This is a genomic window from Paracoccus subflavus, from assembly GCF_004310345.1.
Taxonomy (GTDB): Bacteria; Pseudomonadota; Alphaproteobacteria; order Rhodobacterales; family Rhodobacteraceae; genus Paracoccus; species Paracoccus subflavus.
In genome coordinates, this window is sequence record NZ_SISK01000010.1 from 45,563 (window position 1) to 60,027 (window position 14,465).

11 protein-coding genes are annotated in these 14,465 nt (G+C 66.1%); 3 read left to right on the forward strand and 8 right to left on the reverse strand.

Translation table 11 applies throughout. From position 1 onward, the window contains the following. Positions 1 to 19: 19 nt before the first annotated feature. From EYE42_RS12880 to aldA, 8 genes are all read right to left on the reverse strand, one after another. Positions 20 to 1,750: a thiamine pyrophosphate-binding protein gene (locus EYE42_RS12880; RefSeq protein ID WP_130991728.1), complete on the reverse strand. Its 1,731-nt coding sequence runs from the start codon at positions 1,748 to 1,750 to the stop codon at positions 20 to 22. 94 nt (positions 1,751 to 1,844) lie between these two features. Continuing rightward, on the reverse strand, positions 1,845 to 3,413 hold the full coding sequence (locus tag EYE42_RS12885) for a class I adenylate-forming enzyme family protein (protein ID WP_130991729.1): 1,569 nt from the start codon (positions 3,411 to 3,413) through the stop codon (positions 1,845 to 1,847). A 62-nt stretch (positions 3,414 to 3,475) separates the two neighbouring features. Next, a complete protein-coding gene (locus tag EYE42_RS12890) occupies positions 3,476 to 4,744 on the reverse strand; it encodes an ABC transporter substrate-binding protein (RefSeq protein ID WP_165455790.1) in 1,269 nt (422 codons plus the stop codon). Then, positions 4,744 to 5,580 (reverse strand): type 2 periplasmic-binding domain-containing protein, encoded by an 837-nt coding sequence (locus EYE42_RS12895; protein WP_130991731.1) that lies wholly within the window; start codon positions 5,578 to 5,580, stop codon positions 4,744 to 4,746. Before EYE42_RS12895 ends, EYE42_RS12890 begins: the two co-directional genes overlap by 1 nt. 18 nt (positions 5,581 to 5,598) lie before the next feature. Further along, positions 5,599 to 7,338 carry a PQQ-dependent dehydrogenase, methanol/ethanol family gene (locus tag EYE42_RS12900; protein WP_130991732.1) on the reverse strand — a complete coding sequence of 580 codons (1,740 nt, stop codon included), beginning with the start codon at positions 7,336 to 7,338 and terminating at the stop codon, positions 5,599 to 5,601. Between the two features lie 50 nt (positions 7,339 to 7,388). Beyond that, the gene (locus EYE42_RS12905) at positions 7,389 to 7,925 is read right to left on the reverse strand and encodes a c-type cytochrome (RefSeq protein ID WP_130991733.1); all 537 of its coding nucleotides are present in this window, start codon (positions 7,923 to 7,925) and stop codon (positions 7,389 to 7,391) included. A gap of 108 nt (positions 7,926 to 8,033) precedes the next feature. Then, the gene (locus EYE42_RS12910) at positions 8,034 to 8,714 is read right to left on the reverse strand and encodes a GntR family transcriptional regulator (RefSeq protein WP_165455791.1); all 681 of its coding nucleotides are present in this window, start codon (positions 8,712 to 8,714) and stop codon (positions 8,034 to 8,036) included. 97 nt (positions 8,715 to 8,811) lie between these two features. After that, complete coding sequence (gene aldA, locus EYE42_RS12915) at positions 8,812 to 10,245, reverse strand: aldehyde dehydrogenase (RefSeq protein ID WP_130991735.1); 1,434 nt, start codon at positions 10,243 to 10,245, stop codon at positions 8,812 to 8,814. Between the two features lie 223 nt (positions 10,246 to 10,468). Between aldA and EYE42_RS12920 the strand changes: the two genes are divergently transcribed. The 3 genes from EYE42_RS12920 to EYE42_RS12930 are packed head-to-tail and all read left to right on the forward strand — an operon-like array spanning position 10,469 to position 14,198. Continuing rightward, complete coding sequence (locus EYE42_RS12920; RefSeq protein WP_130991736.1) at positions 10,469 to 11,440, forward strand: ABC transporter substrate-binding protein; 972 nt, start codon at positions 10,469 to 10,471, stop codon at positions 11,438 to 11,440. Continuing rightward, entirely contained in the window at positions 11,437 to 13,137 is a 1,701-nt protein-coding gene (locus EYE42_RS12925; RefSeq protein WP_130991737.1) for an ABC transporter permease, read from the forward strand. The genes EYE42_RS12920 and EYE42_RS12925 overlap by 4 nt, the downstream gene beginning before the upstream one ends. Further along, the gene (locus EYE42_RS12930) at positions 13,125 to 14,198 is read left to right on the forward strand and encodes an ABC transporter ATP-binding protein (RefSeq protein WP_130991738.1); all 1,074 of its coding nucleotides are present in this window, start codon (positions 13,125 to 13,127) and stop codon (positions 14,196 to 14,198) included. The genes EYE42_RS12925 and EYE42_RS12930 overlap by 13 nt, the downstream gene beginning before the upstream one ends. The last annotated feature ends 267 nt before the right edge of the window (positions 14,199 to 14,465 follow it).

Genomic DNA, 14,465 nt, shown 5'->3' on the forward strand with positions numbered 1-14,465 from the left:
TGTCCTTCTGGCGGCAGGCTCACTCCTCCGATGATCCTGCCAGCCACTCCCGTTCTGCGGTGTCCCAGGCTTCAAGCGCCTGGTAATCGGGCACCCATGCCAGACCCGATTTGCTGTCCGAGGACGCGATATCGGGGCTGGTCACTGCATCGATCAGCGCAGGCGCGCCGTTGCGCACCACGGCCAGCGCCTGATCCAGCGCCGGGCCGATTTCCTCGTGCGTCGTGACTCGCCATGCCTGCATGCCAAAGGCGCGGGCCATCGCCGCATGGTCGGCATATTGCAGCCGCGTGCCGACGACGCGGCCAAAGCTTTCCGTCTGGTCGCGGACCTCGATCGCCCATGACCCGTTGTTGCTGATGACGATCAGCGCCGGGACGCGATGGCGCACGGCCGTGTCGATCTCCATGGCGGTAAAACCGAAGGACCCGTCGCCCGTGACCGCCACGACCTGTCGTCCCGGGGCAGCCTTGGCCGCGCCGATGGCAAAGGGCGTGGCAATACCGATGCAGCCCAGCGGGCCGGGGTCGAGATAGGTCCGACCCTCGAGCGCGACGCGGGCAAAGCTGAGGATGTCGCCGCCGTCGGCGATGACGATGGCCTCGGGGTCCAGCCTGCGGCGGATTTCGGCCAGCAGGCGGTTCGGGTTGATGCGGCCATCGGGTCCGGGGGGCGCCGAATCCATCTTGGCCTGCATGGCCCCGGCGCGCGCGCGATGTCCCTGGGACATCTCGGCCAGCCAGGAGCGCCCCCCGGTCAGTCCGCTTTGGGAAAGCCGTTCGGCCAGTGCCGCAAGGATTTCGGCCACCTCGCCAGCCAATGCGAGACTGCCCAGCCGATTGTCCGAAAGTTCGGCCTGCTGATCCGAAATCCGCAGAAAGGCCGCGTTCCCAAAGACCGCAGGCGAGCCGTAGGCAAGCTGGAAATCCAGCTTGCGGCCCACGGTGATGACCAGATCCGCCTGTTTCATGGCGGTCCCCCGCATCGCGGCGATATGGGACGGGTGGTCGGACGGAACGAGGCCCTTGGATTCGCCGGTATCCAGATAGGCCGCGCCCGATGCTGACAGGAACGCGGCCAGTTGGGGCCCTGCGCCATTCGCCCCCCGCCCCGAGACCACAAGCACGCGGGAGGCGCGGGCGATCATGTCGGCGGCGGCATCCAGATCGGCGGCAAGGGGCACCACCCTGGGGCGGTCCCTGCCGCGCAGATGCTCGCCCTGGCACAGCACCGGGGGCACGGTTTCCCGCTGCAGGTCCACCGGCAGGTCCAGATAGCTCGGCCCGGCCTCGCCGGCCTGTCCCATGGCCGCGGCGATGGCCGCGTCCAGTTCGCGCGGCACGGCGGTGACGTGGCGCACGGTGCGGGCATACCGGGTCAGGGGGCGCAGGAATTCGACATGGACCATGTCCTGCAGCGCACCGCGGTTTTCCTGCGGACGAGGCGGCAGGCCCGAGATCACCAGCACCGGAATGCGCGAGACATGGGCATTGGCGATGCCGGTCATGGCGTTCGTGACGCCCGGACCGGCAGTGACCAGGGCCACGCCCAGCCGGCCGCTGACGGCTGCGGCGGCATGGGCCATCATCACCGCCGACCGCTCGTCGCGCACATCGACGATCTCGATGCCTTCGGCGTCCAGCGCCATCCACATCGGCATGATATGTCCCCCGCACAGCGCAAACACCCGCTGCACGCCGCGCGCCTTCAGGGTCCGTGCAACCAGCGCCGCAACCGTGACATCCGTCATTCTTCCGTCCCTCCTAACCTGAACCGTTTGTCTGGAAATCGGGAAAAGAACCCCGACCCCGGACAGGGTGCCCCCATGTCCCGCAACCGCCGCATCAGGCTGCGGCGGTCCGATCCATCAGCCGTTCGCGCAGCAGGCGGTGCTGCACCTTTCCCGTCGCGGTGCGCGGTATGTCCTCATCGGCCACAAAGCTGATGCTGCGCGGCAGCTTGAACCGCGCGATCCGGGTTTCGCACCAGGCGATCAATTCCCGTTCCGAGGCGCTGGCGCCGTCGTGCAAGACGACGACCGCATGCACCCGTTCGCCCCATTTCTCATCGGGGAGCCCGATCACGGCCACATCCCTGACGGCAGGAAACGCGCCCAGCACCGTCTCCACCTCGGAGGGATAGATGTTTTCGCCGCCGGATATGATCATGTTCTTCTTGCGGTCGATCAACCGGATGAAGCCCTGTTCGTCGCGCAGCGCCATGTCGCCCACGGTGCAATAATCCCCGCGGAACGCCTCGGCGGTCTTTTCGGGCTGGTTCCAATAGCCGTCGAAGGTATAGGGCGTGCAGGAATACAGCTCTCCGGCGCTGCCGTCGGGAACCTCGTTCCCGGCGTCGTCCAGCAACCGGATCGGGGCAGAGCCCACGCATTCGCGCCCCACCGTGCCGAGGTTGGTGAACTGTTCATCGGGATGCAGCATCGTGACCCAGCCCGCCTCGGACGAGCCGTAAAGCTCGAACAGGCCCGAGTTCGGAAACATTTCCATGACCTCGCGCTTGGTGTCCGCACGGGCCGGCGCGGACGAGATCATCATCTTTCGCATCGCGCCCAGGTCACGGTTGCGGCCCGCCTTTTGTGCGGCCAGCATCATGATGTAGTGCGTCGGCACCAGCGAGGTGAAGGTAGAGCCGATCCTTTCCATCACCGACAGGGCATGTTCGGGATCAAAGCTCGGGCGCGAATAGATCGTGTTCACGCCGCCGCAATGTGCGAACGAGCAAAAGAAGTTCAGCGAATTCGCGTGGCACATCGGCATGACCAGCAGCGCGTCGTCCTTGCGGCCGATCGACAGTTCGATCTCGGTGACCAGCGACACCAGTGTCATGCCGCGATGGCTGCGGATCACCCCCTTGGGCTTGCCGGTCGTGCCAGAGGTGTACATCAGCGCCCATGGATCGCTGTCCGCAACCACCGCGCCCGGCGCGCTGTCGGACGCCTGGGCAATCAGATCCTCATAGGACCGCCAACCCGGGGGGGGCGTCTCGGCCCCGAAATGGACAAAGCGGCTTGCGGAAACCGGCAGGCTTTCGCGCACTTCCTCGATCAGCCCGTGCAGCGCATGTTCGGCCAGCACGCAGGCGGCCCCCGCATCCTCGAGAATGAAGCGCATCTCAAGCGCGGCAAGGCGGAAATTGAGAGGCACCACGATCAGTCCGGCCTTGGCGCAGGCCGCATAGATTTCGGCCCATTCCAGCCGGTTATAGGCCAGCACGGCGACGCGATCGCCCTTGACCAGCCCCAGTCCGGTGGTCAAGGCATTCGCCAGACGCCGCGCCCGGGCATTCCATTGCCCAAAGGTCAGCGCGCGGTCCAGATCGCGGGCGCCCAGTCGATCCGGGGCCATTCGCGCCTGAGCATCGAGCAGGCCACCCAAAGTCAGCAACTGCCTCATGTTTCCTCCTCGACCCAGCCGGGCCTTTCCTTCATCGGTTCCTTGCCGCCTGAACCGGCGGGCTATCCAGCGCGGGGCGCCGTCGCACAGTCCGCCGCCGCCGTCGTTCGCGGTTCGATCAGGCCAAGCAGTTCGGCGCGTCCGGTCATGGCCGCCGGGGTCAGATCGCTGGTGGCGGCGGGATCGACCCGCACCGCGTAAAGCGTCTGGCACAACTGGCCGGTCGCGGCGTCAAAGCTCGCGCCGTCCTTGCCGATGGCAGGGGCGCGCGTCGGATCGGACATCCATGCGGCCAGATCGCGACCGCCGGTGGCGCCGACGGCGTCCGCCGCCTGGGCCGTAAGGCGGAGGGCGGCCTGCGCGGCCCAGGCCGAGGCATCCATCGGAACGCGCCAGCGGGCCAGAAAATCGGCGCTGAGGGCGGCGGCCTCGGCCCTGTCCACCCGTGCTTCCCACAGCGCGACGCGCGCGGCGCTGCCCGTGGTCGGCGCAAGCTGGCGACAGCGGTTGTAGAAATCGCGGGTCTGCGTGGCGGCCCAGGGAAAGCCGGTGATGGGCAGTTCTGCCTTCATGCTTTCGGCGGTGGCCAGCAGGTTCAGTTGCACCAGCCAGTCGGTCAGCAGCAGCGCCACATCCGCACCGCTGTCGCATGCCTCGGACAGCGCCCGGCGGAACATGACCGATTCCCCACCGACCGTGCTGATCCCCGCGATCCGGGCGCCCGCGCGATCCAGCTCGTTCTGGGCCCGAACAAGCAGATCGGCATGGGTGGAGTCGTCCTGCTGGATCAGATGCCAGCGATGGCGGCCCTGACCTGCGTGCAGTTCGTGCAGGGCGGACAGATAGGTGCTGCCCGCCGCCTCGAAGTGCAGCGCGTTGCCCCCGCAGAACCTGCTTCGCAGCGCATCGGCCGGGGCGGCAATGTTGATGAAAAGAGCGCCGGCATCCTGCGCGACCGTGCCGATTGCCTCGGCGTCTTCTGCCGAAAAGCCGCCGATCAGGACCGTCGCGCCATCGCGTTCGACCAGCCGTTCGGCCGCACGCTGCGCCGGTTCCGCATTGGGCGCGTTGGCCAGCAGCAGCCTGTGGGGTTCGGTGCCGGCGGGGGTGGCGCGTTCCAGATCCTCGGTTGCGATCAACAGGCCCTTGCGCGCAGCCTCGGCAGGGATCGACAGGTTGCTGCCGACCAGCGGCAAGCCGCCGCCGGCAAGGGGCAGGATCGCACCGACCCTGAGCGATGGCCGGGCCGCACGCACCAGAGCCGGGGCGGCAAGGCCGGCTGCCAAGGCCGTTGTCAGGATATGCCGCCGCGTCAGGACAAGGGACGGCATCATTCCCTCCCTTCGCGGGGGGCGCCGCCGCGGCGGTTGACGGGCCGTGTCGGGATCCCCGCATCCCGCAGGACCACCTGGATTTCATCCCATCTCTGATCCAGGGTCCGATCGATGTCGTTGCGCAGCGCAAGGTCGCCCGGCCTCATGCCGATCGTGAACATCGCCACCATGGGCAGCACCGGCAGGTCGATTTCGGGCGTGACCAGGGAAAGGCGCAGTCCGGGCCGGTGCGCGGCCACCGACGCGGCCGTCGGCCCCCAGAGAATGGCCAGGTCGATCTCGTTGTCGGCCAAGGCCTGGACCATCCGCCCGGTGGCCGCATCATCCAAGCGGGCCTGCGGGAAATAGCGCAGCCGGTCGGTCAGGCCGCGCTTGGCCAGGGCGATGACCGGCGGGATCGGATGCTGCGGATCGCCCGCGACCCCGATGCGCAGCGACCCGAGCGCAGGATCATCCAGCGAGGCGGGCAACCGGGCGCCGCCATCCTGCGTCATGAAGACGAACCCGGTCGCATAGTACACCTGGGATGTCTGGAACCCTTGCCGCTTGTCCGGCACGCTCAGCGCGATGTCGCATCCGCCCCCATGCAGGAACCGGCGCAAGGTGCGGGTGCGCCGGTCGGGCAGGGGAACGATCTTCAACTCGGCCCCCATCGCCTCGGCAAGGATCGTGGCCACGCGGTCGTCGATGCCGGTCCCGTCGGGGCGGGTGTAGGGTGCCGAATCCGGCGCCCTGCACACCGACAGGGTCCATGCCCGGGCGGGGGCCGGGATCAGCGGCAGGGCCAGAAGGCCTGCCAGTCCCAGGATCGTCCCCCATCCGCGCATGGCCATGGCTCCCTCCGTTCCGTTTCAGGGCAGGGCGAACACGTAGACCGTGCCACCCTGAGGAACTTCGGTCTTGGTGCCCCAGGCCGCGTCGATATAGCCCTGGAAACGTTCGGCATCGACGCCCCAGCCGGTCGTGACGGCGATGTACTGCTTTCCGTCAACCTCGAAGCTGGTGGGCGGAGAGACCACGCCGCCATCCAGCCGGGTGGACCACAGTTCGTCCCCGGTTTCCGCGTCAAGGGCACGGAACATCGCGTCGTTGGTGCCGCCCAGGAAGACAAGGCCGCCCGCTGTGGACAGGGTCGGACCCCAGTTCGGCGACTTGAAGTTCACCTGCCACTTCTTTTCCATCGTGCGGATGTCCCAGGCCTGCACGGCCCCGATATGATCCTTGGCCGCGTCGGTCGGGGTCATTTCCAGGCCGGAACCCAGGAACAGCACGCCCGGTTCGTATTCGACCGGGGAACCTTCCATGGACCCGCAATGGTTTTCGTTGACCGAGATGAACACCGTCGCGGTTGCGGGGTCATAGGATTCCGCCGGCCAGTCGCGCCCGCCCCAGGCCGAGGGGCAGAATTCGACGCGCTTGCCGAGGCCGGGCAGGTTTTCCTGGTTGTATTCGGGACGGCCCGTTTCCGGATCCAGCCCGGTGAAGGCGTTCTGGTACACATAGGGCTTGCCCTCGATAAAGGACAGTTTCCCGTCGCTGCGGTCCAGCTTGTAGATATAGCCGTTGCGGGCGAACCGGACAGCCAGCTTCTGCGCCTCGCCGTTTTCGCCCTCGAGGTCGATCAGCGTCGGCGGGACGACCTCGTCCCAGTCCCAGGTGTCGTTCCAGTGATACTGGAAATGGGTGGCGATGGCGCCGGTGTCCGGATTAACACCGATGGTCGATGTGGTGTACAGGTTGTCGCCCGGCCGCAGCGCACCCACCCAGGGCGCGGCGTTGCCGACGCCCCAATAGGCCAGGTTCGCCTCGGGGTCATAGTTGCCGGTGATCCAGATGGGGCCGCCCCCGGTCTGCCAGGTGTCGCCCGGCCAGGATTCGCTGCCCGGCTGGCCTGGTTCGGGAATGGTATAGGTTTTCCAGACAGGATCGCCGGTTTCGGCGTCGAAAGCCTGCACAAAGCCGCGGATCCCGAACTCGCCGCCCGAAACTCCGGCCATCACCTTGCCGTTCACGACCAGCGGGGCAAGGGTCGAGTAATAGCCTTCGAGCCAATCCGCCATGGTCTGGGACCACAGCTTCTCGCCCGTGCGCGCGTTCAGCGCGACCACCATCGCATCCTGGGTCGCGATGAAGACCTTGTCCTCCCACAGGGCGACACCGCGGTTGGCGGGATGAACGGGCACCAGGTCGGGGGGCAGCGGATGCTGATAGCGCCAGTGTTCCTCGCCCGTCTTGGCATCCATGGCGATGACCTGGTTGTCATGCGTGGTCATGAACATCACGCCGTCGTTGACGATGGCTGCCGCCTGATGGGCGCCGCTGGCGGGCAACGCCGTGAATTCCGGTGCCGGGCGATAGGGGCCGGTCGGATGGCTCCACACTTCGGTCAACTGGGCCACGTTGTCCCGGGTGATCTGGGTCAGCGGGCTGTGGGCCTGGCCGTCATAGGTGCGGCGGGTTTGCAGCCAGTTGCCATCTTCGGGATTGGTCAGGCGTTCGGCCGTGACGTCGCTGTAATCGGCGATCTCGGCCAGGGCCGGTCCCGCCAGCACAAGGGCGATCAGCGAGACCGATCGGAAAAGTCCGTGCATTTAAGTCTCTCCTCCATGTTGAGTGGTGCCGGGCAGGCTGGGCCGGCGCCTTATCGCATGTCCTGGACGTCCTGCGGGGTGACGGGTCCATAGGCGTTGCCCCAACTGTTGCGGGCAAAGGTGGCGATGGCGGCGATCTGGTCATCGTCCAGATGACCCCCTAGGGCCGGCATGTAGCCTGCCCCGTTGATGATCATTCCGGCGATATAGCTGGGATCGGCGATGTTCTCGTTTCCGGCCAGGGGAACCCCTGCCTTGCCCCGCATCCCGTGGCAGCGCCTGCAGTTCTGGAAGAACAGCTCTTCGCCATCGGCCATCATCTCGGGGGTGACGCCTTCGGGCAGGGCCGCCGTCTGGTCACCCGTCTGGACATCCGCCGCCGCCGGGGCCGCCGCCGAGGGGGCTGCCGCCGAGGGGGCCGCCACGGCGGGCTGCGTCGAAGATGTGCCTTCTGGTTGCGCGGCCGGGGTTGTGGCGGCCTCATCGGCAGCCGCAGACGGTTCCGTTTCGGCCGAAGACAGGACAGGCCATGTCGCCGTCGACAGGGCGCAGGCCAGAATCAGCCCCTTGGTCAGACTCAGCTGCATTTCTCCCCCCTGCTGCTGAATTCGGAATTCAGAATGTGGCAAGAGGTCGAGGCTGTCAACTGATTCGCAGGCTTCGGCGCCATCCGGTCAGAAGAATGGTTCAGTTATTCAGAGTTCACGTTCGGAAAGCGTGCGGAGCAGCGCATTCTGTGCGCCAATCACATGATGAGCCGCCAGGCGTTCCGATGCGGCAGGATCACCCGCCAGCAAGGCATCCAGGATTTCACGATGCTGATGCCACACGATCTTGCCCCGTTCTGCGTGCAGCAACACGGCGATCATCACGCGGCGGAGATAGTTCCAGTGTGCCGAGGCCGTGTCCGCAATAAAGGGATTGCCCGACATTTCGTAGATGAAGGAATGAAAGCGGACATCGTGACTGACGGCATCGGGGGCGCTGTGGCGGTTTCGCGCGGCTTCCCCCTCGATCAGGATTTCCTCTCCGCGCCGGCGCAGTTCGGCGGCCCAGGGGGACGACGCGGCAGCCCTTTCCGTCACCAGCCGCGCGGCCAGTTGATCCAGCACGATGCGGATCTGGTAATGATGGATCACGTCATCGGGGTTCAACGGCGCCACATACAGCCCTCGGGCGCCCACCTCGACCACCAGCCGTTCGTTTTTCAACAGCAGCAGTGCCTGCTGCACCGGCTGGCGCGACACCCCCAGTTGCGCTGCCAGTTCCTCTTGGACCAGATGGGTGCCGGGGGTCATCTTGCCATCGCAGATGCTGTCGCGAATGGCCGTATAGACCTGTTCGGCACGGCTGGGGGCGGTGGCGATGGGGTGCATCTCAAAACTCCTGCTTCGACCGAAAACGGCCGGATGGTTCCCCTCCGGCCGCATGGTGCCGACACGTTGCGGCGGTCGTCAACAAGCAACTCAGAGTTTAGTTCTGGACATAGCAGATATGGGTTTCCGTGTATTCATACAGCCCATGCTTTCCATCCGCGCCGCCAATTCCGGATTTTCCGCGGCCGGCATGGAAGCCCTGCATAGCCTCGAAGTTCTCCCGGTTGACATAAGTCTCGCCAAAGCGCAACTCGTTGCAGGCCCGCATCGTCGATCCGACATTCGTGGTATAGATCGACGAGGTCAGCCCGTATGACGTGTCGTTGGCATAGGTGATCGCCTCGTCCAGGCCATCGACTTCGACCAGGGGCAGCACGGGGCCAAAGGTTTCACGGCTGATGATGTCCATGTCCTGCCGGCAGTTGACCAGCACCGTTGGCTTGTAGTGGTTGCCGACGCCCAGATCGGCTACATTGCCCCCCAGGGCGGGCTGGGCACCCGAGTCGATGGCCGAGCGGACCAGCGCGTCGATCTTTTCCACGCCGGCGCGGTTGATGATCGGCCCCATGTCGATTTCGTCATTGCCCAGCGGATCGCCATAACGCACCGCATCCATGGCCTTGACCAGCTTGTCGGTGAATTCATCCGCCACGCGCCGGTCCACATAGACGCGTTCCGCGGCGTTGCAGACCTGCCCGGTGTTCAAGGTCCGCGACTGGGTGATGGCCCGCGCGGCAAGATCCAGATCGGCATCCGCCGTGACGATGGCCGGCGCCTTGCCGCCCAGTTCCAGGTTGACCTTGGTGATGTTCGTCGCGGCATCGGCCATGATCTTGGACCCGGTTTCCACGCTGCCGGTAAAGCTGACCATGCGCACGTCCGGGTGCTGGGTCAGGGCCCGCCCGGTGGTGCCGCCGCGGCCATAGACGATGTTGAACACGCCCTGGGGCAGGCCGGTCTCGGTCACCAGCCGCGCGAACAGGGCAGCATTGTTCGGGGTTTCTTCGCTGGGTTTGATGACGATCGTGTTGCCCGTGATCAAGGCCGGGGCCATTTTCCGGGCGATCAGGAAGAACGGAAAGTTCCAGGGCAGAATTCCCGCCACGACGCCGACAGGCTGGCGGAACAGGAAAATGTTTTCCCCCGGACGGTCGGATTGAAGAATCTCGCCCTCGATCCGGCGCGCCCATTCGGCCATGTAGTCGATGTAATCGGCCGTAAAGGCCGCCTCGACCCGTGCCAGCGGCAGAATCTTTCCCTGTTCCTCGGAAATGACCCGCGCGATTTCTTCGGCATTGTCGCGTATCCGGGCCGATATCTCGCGCAGGAACCCGGCGCGCTGGATCGCGGGCAGGCGTTCCCAGTCGCGTTGCGCGCGGCGTGCGGCATCCACCGCGGCGCTGACCCCTTCGGCCGAGGTGTCGGGCACCTGCGAGATGCGCGTATCGCGCGCCGGGTTGAACACGTCGATAAGATCGCTGCCGGCACTCTCGACAAAGCGGCCGTTCACGAAATTCTGCTGAATCGTCATTGAGCTTCTCCTCCCACAGCCGCCGATCTCGTCCCGAGACAGCGATTCGCCCTTGGTGACGAGATGAGGATAAAAGTATTGCATTCTGAATTCAAGGAAACTGTCCCCATCGGTTCAACCCTGCCGCATCAGGCCCGATACGGACCATCGTGGATCTGTCATCGTTTCGTCACCCGGCGCAGATATGGCCTTGCCTGAAAACGAAATCCGTCTGGAGATCACCATGTCCCGTCTTGCCCTTGCGATGATGCCCTTTCTGGCGATACCGGCTGCCGCCTCGGCCGAAACACTGAGGCTTTACACATCGCAGCCGAACGAGGATGCCCAAAAGACCGTGGACGCCTTCGAGGCCGCCAATCCCGGAATTGACGTCGAATGGGTGCGGGACGGCACAACCCAACTGATGACGCGCATGGCCGCCGAGATTGAGGCAGGCGCCCAGCAGCCGGACGTTCTGCTGATCGCCGACACGGTCACGCTGGAAGGACTGGCGCAGGACGGCAAGCTGGCGGCCTATGCCTCGCCCGAGGCCGACGGCTATGATCCGGCCCTCTACAGCGCGGATGGCTATTACTATTCGACCAAGCTGATCACGACGGGCATCGTCTACAACACCGGGGCGACCGACATCCCCGCCTCATGGGCGGACCTCGAGAAGCCGGAATACAAGGGCATGGTCGTTTCGCCCTCGCCCCTCTACTCGGGTGCGGCGCTGATCCATCTTGCGACGCTGACCGGCAATGGCGATCTGGGATGGGATCATTACGAGGCGCTGGCCGCCAATGAGGTGCGGGCCGAAGGCGGCAATGGCGGCGTGTTCAAGGCGGTTGCCTCGGGTGAAAAGCCCTATGGCATCCTGGTGGACTACATGGCCCTGCGGGCCAAGGCCGAAGGTTCGCCCGTCGATTTCGTCTTTCCCGCCGAAGGTCTGACCTATGTGACCGAGCCGGTCGCCATCATGGAAGGCGCGGCCAGCCGCGAGGCGGCCGAAAAATTCGTCGATTTCGTTCTGTCCGAGGAAGGCCAGCAACTGGTCGCCGACATGGGCTATATCCCGGCGCGTAACGGCATCTCCAGCCCCGAGGGCTTTCCGTCCCGCGACAGCCTGAAGCTGATGGAATTCGATGCCGCCAAGGCCCTTGCGGACACCGAAGCGAACAAGGCCCGCTTTGCGGAGATCTTTGGCGTTCAATGACCGCCATTTCCGGGGATGCCGTCAGCCGGTCCCTGGACCGGCTGATTCCGTTGCTGATGCTGCCGGTCGTGCTGATCGCGCTTGGGCCGATCATGCGCCTTCTGGCCGAAGCCCTCGGCATCGGCAGTGGCCTGACGCTGTCCCATGCGGCCGAGGTTCTGGGCCGCGACAGCACGCGGATCGCCTTGTGGCATTCGCTTGTCACGGCGGGGTCGGGCACGGTGATCGCGGTCCTGATCGGGGCCGCATTTGCCTTTGCCGTTGCCCTGACCGACATCCGCGCCAAGGGGGCGCTGGTGTTCTGCCTGATGATTCCGATGATGATCCCGCCGCAGATCACCGCCCTGGCCTGGATGCAGGTCACCGGACCGTCCTCGGTCCTGTTGCGCACGCTTGGCGCCGCGCCGCCGCTGGGCAGTCCGCAGCCGTTGCATTCCGCTTGGGGAATCGCGGTGCTGCTGGGCATCCAGCACGCCTCGATCGTGTTTCTGACCCTGCGCGCGGGCCTGCGGTTGATTCCCGGCGATCTGATCGAGGCGGCCCGAATTTCCGGCGCCCGGGGCTGGCGGGTCTGGGCGCAGATCGTCCTGCCGCTCAGCCTGCCAAGCCTGGCCGCCGGCGGCGCGATGACCTTTGTCACCGCCCTTGGCAATTTCGGCATTCCTGCGATGCTCGGCATTCCCGCCCGTTACTCCACGCTGCCTACCCTGATCTATCAGCGGCTGACGGGGATGGGCCAGTCGGTGCTGCCCGAGGTGGCGGTGCTGGCGTTGCTGATCGGAACGGTCGCAATCGCGGGGGTGCTTGCGGGCAGGCTGTTTTTGGGCCGTCGCGCCTATGGCCTTGCGGGATTGTCCGCGCAGCCCTTGACCCTTTCGCTCGGCCGCAGGCGTCCGCTGGTCGAGATGCTCTTGTGGATCTTTATCGTCCTGACGCTTGTGGTGCCGCTTCTGGCGCTTCTGGCGACATCGCTGATCCCCGCCTATGGGGTGCCCCTGACAGCGGAAACGGCAACCCTCCGCGCCTGGGTCGAGGTTCTGCTGAACCAGCCGGTCACGCGCCGCGCCTATGCCAATTCCCTGTTCCTGGCGGGCCTGGCCGCCCTGATCCTGATGGCCGTCGCCATTCCGCTGGCCTGGATCACCAGCCGCCGCCCGACGCGCATGACCCGCGCCGTCGATACCCTGATCGACCTGCCCTACGCCTTGCCGGGGGTGGTGCTGGCAATCTCCTGCATTCTGGCGTTTATGCGGCTGCCTTTCGGGATCACGCTTTACGGCACGCTGACGATCATCCTGCTGGCTTACCTGTCGCGCTTTCTTGTCGTGATGCTGCGCCCGGTACAGGCGGCCATCGGCCAGCTTGACCCCGCGATGGAGGAAGCGGCCGCCAGCGCAGGGGCGCGCCTGGGCCGCCGCCTGCGCACCATCGTGCTGCCCTTGGCCGCGCCCGCGGCGGCGGCAGGGGCGATCCTTGTGTTCCTGACGGCGGTGAATGAACTGACCGTTTCGGCCCTTTTGTGGACGGGCGGAACGGAAACGCTGGGCGTGGTCATCTTCAACCTCGAGGACAGCGGCGATACGGTGATGGCCTCGGCCCTTGCCGCCTCGATCGTCGCGCTGGTCATCCTTCTCATGGGAATCGTTCAGCTTGGTTCGTCCCGTCTGCCAAAAGGAACCGTGCCATGGCAGATCTGATCTTTTCGGGGATTTCAAAGACCTTTGCCGGCGCACGCGCCCTGGACGGGATCGACGCCCGGATCCAGAAAGGAGAGTTCGTGGCCCTTCTGGGTCCGTCGGGCTGCGGCAAGACCACGCTTTTGCGCCTGACGGCGGGATTCGAGGTGCCGGACACCGGCAGCGTGACCCTGGACGGGCAGGTGCTTGCAGGGCCGGGAACGTTCGTGCCGCCCGAGGACCGCAACATCGGCATCGTGTTCCAGTCCTATGCCCTGTGGCCGCACAAGACCGTGGCGGGCAATGTGGCTTACCCGCTGGAGGTGCGGCGGCTTCCCGTGGCCGAGCGCCGACGCCGCGTGGCCGAGGCGCTGGATGTGACCGGCCTGACGGCCTTTGCCGACCGCGCGCCCGCGCAACTGTCGGGCGGGCAACGGCAGCGTGTGGCGCTGGCCCGCTGCCTTGTGGCCGATCCGCGCGCGGTGCTGCTGGACGAGCCGCTGGCCAATCTCGATCTTGCGCTGCGCGCCGCCATGCAAGAGGCATTCGCGGCCTTTCACCGCCGCACCGGCGCGACGATGCTGTATGTCACCCACGACCAGACCGAGGCGCTGGCCTTTGCCGACCGCGTGGCGGTGATGCAGGGTGGCCGGATCAGGCAGTTCGATTCGCCCGAAGCCCTTTATGACCGCCCGCAGGATTGTTTCGTGGCGGGCTTTGTCGGCGATGGCGCGGTGATCGCCCTTGCCGCCACGGATACGCCCATCGGCGGCCGTATCGTTGTCCGGGCGGTTGGCCAGCCGATCCAGGCCCGGTGCGGCAGCGCCGCGCCGACCCATATCTGTGTTCGCCCCGAACAGGTCCGCATCGATCCGGCCGGCCCCATCCGCGCCCGTGTCAGCGGATGCGCCTATCAGGGCGGACGCTTTCGCCTGGTGCTGGAAACCCAAGGCGAGACGCTGGTCGCCCATGCCCCCCGCCGTGCCCATCCGGGCGAGGAGATGTGCCTGTCCCTGGGGTCGCCCTGGGCCTTTCGCGATCCGGCTGCGCAAGTCTTTCCCCAAGCGATGCAGGACGCCTGACAAACCGGTCGGAGCGCGCGCCGGGTCCGGCTGGTTTTTCCGTCCCGATCGGCGGCCCGCGGCCGGGTCGTTCCGTCAGCCCGCCGCCATGGCGTCCGGTTCGCGTTGGCAAACTGACCAAAGCGCGGGCAGGGGCGCACAAACTTGCCGCGTCCGGGGCATGGATACGGGCAATGCGTCTGAAAACCGCACAAAAGGCTTGGGCGTGGCTGGGACGGTGGCTAAGGATCGACCCATGGCCCGGCGCAATGATGTGCCACAAGGCCC